The 5,241-nt window shown below is 67.0% G+C and carries 6 protein-coding genes; 2 read left to right on the top strand and 4 right to left on the bottom strand.

Features of this window, described 5'->3' with window-relative positions; translation table 11 throughout:
- Together AC5JJ6_RS18330 and efp are read right to left on the bottom strand one after the other, a co-directional pair.
- The coding region (locus tag AC5JJ6_RS18330) for an inositol monophosphatase family protein (RefSeq protein WP_496043428.1) at positions 1 to 476 on the bottom strand (476 nt) is incomplete at its 3' end.
- Between the two features lie 9 nt (positions 477 to 485).
- The gene (gene efp / locus AC5JJ6_RS18325; RefSeq protein ID WP_044427611.1) at positions 486 to 1,052 is read right to left on the bottom strand and encodes an elongation factor P; all 567 of its coding nucleotides are present in this window, start codon (positions 1,050 to 1,052) and stop codon (positions 486 to 488) included.
- A gap of 264 nt (positions 1,053 to 1,316) precedes the next feature.
- On the opposite strand from efp, the gene AC5JJ6_RS18320 reads away from it, so the two are divergent.
- Positions 1,317 to 1,586, top strand: a complete 270-nt coding sequence (locus tag AC5JJ6_RS18320) for a hypothetical protein (RefSeq protein WP_044427609.1) — start codon at positions 1,317 to 1,319, stop codon at positions 1,584 to 1,586.
- Between the two features lie 31 nt (positions 1,587 to 1,617).
- Here AC5JJ6_RS18320 and AC5JJ6_RS18315 read toward each other — a convergent pair whose 3' ends face one another.
- Both AC5JJ6_RS18315 and AC5JJ6_RS18310 read right to left on the bottom strand, forming a co-directional pair.
- The gene (locus AC5JJ6_RS18315) at positions 1,618 to 2,913 is read right to left on the bottom strand and encodes a hypothetical protein (protein ID WP_496043427.1); all 1,296 of its coding nucleotides are present in this window, start codon (positions 2,911 to 2,913) and stop codon (positions 1,618 to 1,620) included.
- Between the two features lie 149 nt (positions 2,914 to 3,062).
- Complete coding sequence (locus tag AC5JJ6_RS18310) at positions 3,063 to 4,427, bottom strand: hypothetical protein (protein WP_496043426.1); 1,365 nt, start codon at positions 4,425 to 4,427, stop codon at positions 3,063 to 3,065.
- Between the two features lie 246 nt (positions 4,428 to 4,673).
- On the opposite strand from AC5JJ6_RS18310, the gene AC5JJ6_RS18305 reads away from it, so the two are divergent.
- Positions 4,674 to 5,241, top strand: a 568-nt coding sequence (locus tag AC5JJ6_RS18305; protein ID WP_496043425.1) for an alpha/beta fold hydrolase, incomplete at its 3' end; no start/stop codon positions are given.

Below are 5,241 nucleotides of genomic sequence, written 5' to 3'. Positions count from 1 at the left end.
CCGGTGGCGATCACCGACTCGTCCAGCTTGCGCCGGCCCGACACGCGAAGACGCTGGTGGTTGTTCCAGGCGCCCGCACCCTTCTCGGCCCAGAACATCTCGTCCCGCACCGGCTCATAGACGATGCCTGCGACGATCTCGCCTTCCTTTTCCAGCGCGATCGAGATCGACCAGAACGGCAGGCCGTGCAGGAAGTTGGTGGTGCCGTCGAGCGGATCGACGATCCAGCGGGTGCCGGCGTCCTTGCCGGTGAACCCGCCGCCTTCCTCGAGCAGGAAGCCGAAGTCGGGCCGCGCCTTCTGCAACTCGGCCCGGAGGATCTGCTCCGCCTTGGTGTCGGCGGTCGAGACGAAATCGGCCGGCCCCTTGCGGGAAACCTGCAGATGCTCGACCTCGCCGAAGTCGCGAATCAGCCCACGCGCCGCTTTTTCGGCGGCGCGAGCCATCACGTTGATGATTGCCGAACGGCTTGCCATAACGGGTTTTTAGTCCTTCGCACGTTCCAGGTAGGTGCCGTCGCTGGTGTTCACGACGATCCGGGTGCCGGACTCGATGTGAGGCGGGACCAGGACGCGCTCGCCGTTGTCCAGCACGGCCGGCTTGTAGGACGACGATGCCGTCTGGCCCTTCACGACCGGGTCGGCTTCGACCACCTGCAACGTGACGGTGGCCGGCAGCTCGACCGCGAGCGGCGAGCCTTCGTGCGTCTGCACGTTGACCATCATGCCGTCCCGCAGATAGACGGCGGGATCGCCGATGATGTCTCGGTTGATGACGAGCTGCTCGAAGGTCTCGTTGTCCATGAAGGTGTAGGCATCACCCTCGGAAAACAGGAACTGCATCTCGTGCTCGTCCAGACGGGCGCGTTCGACCGTTTCCTGGGTGCGGAACCGCTCGACCATCTTGTTGCCGGAGCGGACGTCCTTCATCTCGAGCTGAATGAACGCGCCGCCCTTGCCGGGCTGCACGATAGCGGTCTTCAGGACCACCATCAGCTTGCCATTGTGCTCCAGGACGTGACCCGGACGCATCTGGTTGGCGTTGACCTTCATGGTATTTGACCGTCGTTGACGCTGCTTTGGAAAGCGCGGAACCTATCAGGTCGGAGAGGCGGTAGCAATGTGCCCTCGGCTTCGTCCATGAGATTCAGCGATATGGGGCGAGATTCGGCGCTATGCCTGCGTAAATCCCGTGGTCGGAGTGAACCGCGACCTGCTATGACGGTTTCCCCTTTCGATCCTCCGGGGGCCGGGGCGGAACAGCCGTCCGGATACCGGGATCGGTGGGTCCAACATCTGATTTGAGGAACAGCCAAGATGTCCAACCTCCACAAGCGTGCCATGGAAGCGGTTCTTCAGGCGGCCCAGCACGACATAGTGGGGACGCTCAAGGAGCGGGAAATCGGCGACCGCCACAGCGAGGAGGCCGACGAGGCCGTGCTCGACGTCGCCATCCTGCATGCCTACCGCATCTTCGTAAGGATCTGCGGGGAGCAGGGACTGGACGTCGACGGCCAGCTGTTCGCCGAGCTGGCGGGCGAACTGGCCGACGAAATGGCGCAGGACGGCGACGCCGACTACGACTGAGCCCCGGCGGGACCGAAGCAGGACGCTCCGCTCAAGCCGCCCCGGCAAGCTCCTGCCCGGTCAGGTCCCGGATAAGATCGCGCACCGGCTTGAGCCGGGACGGCGGCGCTATCAGGTGCAGCACCGCCAGCGTCTCGTCCAGCGCGGCGAAGGCGGCCCCGCGTTCGTCCGCGGGCAGATGGGCGGCGGCGACCGCAAGGTCGCCGAGCCGGCGCGACACCGCACCGGTCAGTCTGATCAGCGCCGTCTCGTAGGCCGGCAGCACGCCCATCGCCCGGAACGCACGGCGGCTGCGGGCGAACGAAGCGAGCGCCGCGGCAAGGTGCCGTGTGCCGGGCCGGCGCAGGTCGGTCATGTCGGCGGGCGCCAGGCGCAGGATGCCTTCGACCGCTTCCGGCAGCAGACGCGCCGTCAGCAGGCGGACCGCATCGGCTTCCAGCCGCGCCAGGGGCAGGGCCGCCAGCGGCAGCCGCCCGACGGAGAGCTTCAGCGCCGTCAGGTCGCGGACGGCGGTCTCCAGCGCCGCCGGATCGGCCGGGCCGCGCGCGGGCACCGCCGCCGTCGCCCGGCTGCGCACGTCTTCGGCCAGCCGGTCGATCAGGCCCGCCACATGATTGCGCGTCGTCGGCCGGTCGGCCAGACGCCCCAGCATTTCCAGCGCGGTCCGCGCCACCGGCCGATGCCGGACCACCATCATGACGAACAGGTCGGCGGCCTTGGGATCGGCAGCCGACAGCCCGGCGACCGCATCGGCCAGATGGTCGGACAGCCAGTGGGGGAAGATCCCGGCGATGGTGGCCGCGCGCAGATGGTCGCGGGCGTCGCGGACCCTGTCCTCCACCGCCAGCGCCGCGCGGATATCGTCCACGATGTTCCAGAAATCCGGGTGGCCCGCCGCCGCGTCCTCCGCGAAGGACTGGTCCCGTTCGGCACGCTGGATCAGGCCGGCGACTTCGGCCAAGCCTACCTGGGGGGTTTTCCGCTCCCGGTGAAGCAGCTTCCACAGCGGCCGCAGCACGGACCGCGGGATCTGGCCGGTCCTGCGCCGCTCGGGAACGGTGTCGCACAGCAGGTCGGCGAACGGTTCGCAGAAGTGACGCAAGCCGGAATGGGACCGGCGCCCGTCCGGCCAGTACGGCAGGATCGGCAGCGCCGGATGCAGGACTTCCCTGATCTCGTTCGCCCCGGACGGATCGTCGATCGACAAGCGCGGCGGCGAAGGGACGGAGGACCAGCACGCCTCGTCCGGAGCGGAGGCAGATCCGGGTGCCCGAAGGATTCCGGCTGCCCGAAGTGTCCCGACTGCCCGGAGAGTGTTGAACGTCATGGAACTGGTCTCCCTGTTTGATCCATCGGGCGACCGGGAACTTGCTGAGTCACCTGCCACTATCGATAGGGCACTAATTGTTTGGCTCAAACTTTACTTAAGAGGTATCGAGGAGCGATTTCGAGGGATCGCGCTCCGGCGACGCCCGGTCACGGCCTGGGGTCGCCGTTCATGTGCCGGATGAAGCCGATGAAGAAGTCGTCGTTGCCCTTGGATCCCAGGGCCGAAAAGCCGCCGACCAGAAGCGGCATCAGGGCGCTGCTGGAGCAGACCTGCTCCAGCGCGTGCAAGGTCGAGACGACGCCTTCCAGGGCCGTCCGGCGGGCGCCGAGGCCGGCGTCCGCTGCGTTCCGCGCCAGGGTTTCCAATTCGCCCGACACGGTGGCGCGCACCTCCTCGACCTGCCGCTTCCAGGCGTCTCCCTCGCCGACCGTCTTGAACAGGTCGCGGCTGCGCGACAGCGCCTTCATCGCCTTGGTGAAGGCCATCCTGTCCGCCGTCGACGCAGCCTCGCCGGTCATGTCCTGAAGCAGGTGGGCATGGGCAAGCGTCTGCGCCTCCACCTCGCCCAGGAAGCGCTTGACCAGCACGTTCCGCAGGTCGCTTTCCAGCCGGCGCAGCCGCGCGGAATTGTGCGGCAGACGGCCGTCGGCCGACTGCTTCAGGACCTCCAGGTGCCGCGCCGCCGGCTCGACCGCGTCGAGGACGCCGTGCAGGTCGACGGTGCCGGCATCGCCGGCCAGCGCCGCGTCGGCCTTTTCCTGAAGGTCGCCGATGGCGCTGTCGTAGACGGCTTCCAGAGTATCGGCGGCGACGGCGCCGTGGGTCTGGCGGGTAAGCTGCCCCAGCATCGTCAGCACCGACTGGGTCAGGGACGGATGGCGCACCAGCAGGACCAGGAACAGGTCGACCCTGCGCCGGTCCTTGGATGCCAGGGCTCCGATCGATGCGCCGAACGCCGCCTGGGCCTCAACGCTGGGCTGGCCCTCCGGCCCGGCCGCCAGCAGCCGGCGCATTGCGGCAACCGGTTCCCGGACCTGGAACGCTCCGTCGATCTCTCCCGCTATCTCCCAGAATTCGGAGTGGCCGGCGGCGTTGGCCCGGGCGAAGCGATGATCCTTCTTCGCTTTCGCGATGGCGGCCTGAAGATGCCCGTGCAGATCCTCCAGGCTCATGCCGTCCAGGTTCTCGGTCCCGGCCTGCTGCCGGATCAGCGCCCAGAGCGGTGCGATGACGGTGCGGGGAACCCGGAAGGGCTTCCGGTTCCGCCCGACCGGACCGCACAGCAGATGCTCGAACGGTTCGCAGAACCGCCGCAGTGCGGTGGCCTTCCGGATCGGGCGCTCCACCCGCAGCCAGGCGCGCATAGCCTCCATCAGGGTGGAGCGCATCTCCGCGTCCGCCACCTTGTCCGACAGAAGGTAGACCTCCCGCAGGCGCGCTTCGGGCAGTGCTCGAAGCATTGCGGCGGAGGGCGAAGCGTTGCCTTGGCGGAGGGTATCGGAGCGGGCCATGATGGCTCTCGGGTAATTGGTTCGTCCTCCTATTGATAGCGGTAAATTAACTTGAGATAAATAATTCTTAAGCGTTATTTAACCTCAAGAGGGTCGCATGAAGGGCGTATGCCATCGATGCGGGGGATTATATCCTTCGCGACGCGGCGTGCCCGGGCGGGCATCTTTTGCAGACAGGCATCGCCCGTTGTGGGAAGGTTGGCCGCTGGTAAGAAACCGTTAAACAACCCAGGGAGACCAGGCAGGATGTTCGAAGGATTCACGCGTCGGCGCATCGCGACGAGCGGGGCGGAGATCAATCTGGTGATCGGCGGCGACGGTCCGCCGCTGCTTCTGCTGCACGGTTTTCCGCAGTCCCATGTGATGTGGCACAAGGTCGCCGGCCGGCTGGCGGAGCGGTTCACCGTCGTCGCGACAGATCTGCGCGGCTATGGCGACAGCGAAAAGGTGCCGACGGTCGAGGACCATTCCTCCTATTCCAAGCGGGCCATGGCGCAGGATCAGGTGGAGGTCATGCGCGTGCTGGGCTTCGACCGCTTCCATCTCGTCGGCCACGACCGGGGCGGCCGGGTCGCCCACAGGATGGCGCTCGACCATGCCAAGCGCGTATCGAGCCTGACGGTACTGGACATCGTTCCGACCCTGACGACCTTCGAACGGGTCGATCAGGCGCTGGCGTCGGCGTATTACCACTGGTTCTTCCTGATCCAGCCGCATCCCCTGCCGGAGCACATGATCGGGCTGGACCCGGAGTTCTACCTGCGCCGCAAGACCAACATGTGGGGCATCGGCACCGCGCATTTCACGCAGGAAG

Source organism: Skermanella sp. (assembly GCF_059503625.1).
The sequence above is the reverse complement of the archived record's forward strand: the minus strand, read 5'-3'. Positions and strand labels throughout refer to the sequence as shown.

What these genes read in the sequence shown, in the direction of transcription:
- AC5JJ6_RS18315 (WP_496043427.1), bottom strand. Translation starts at nt 2,913, where the DNA reads ATGACGTTCAACACTCTCCGGGCAGTCGGGACACTTCGGGCAGCCGGA.
- efp (WP_044427611.1), bottom strand. Translation starts at nt 1,052, where the DNA reads ATGAAGGTCAACGCCAACCAGATGCGTCCGGGTCACGTCCTGGAGCAC.
- AC5JJ6_RS18320 (WP_044427609.1), top strand. Translation starts at nt 1,317, where the DNA reads ATGTCCAACCTCCACAAGCGTGCCATGGAAGCGGTTCTTCAGGCGGCC.
- AC5JJ6_RS18310 (WP_496043426.1), bottom strand. Translation starts at nt 4,427, where the DNA reads ATGGCCCGCTCCGATACCCTCCGCCAAGGCAACGCTTCGCCCTCCGCC.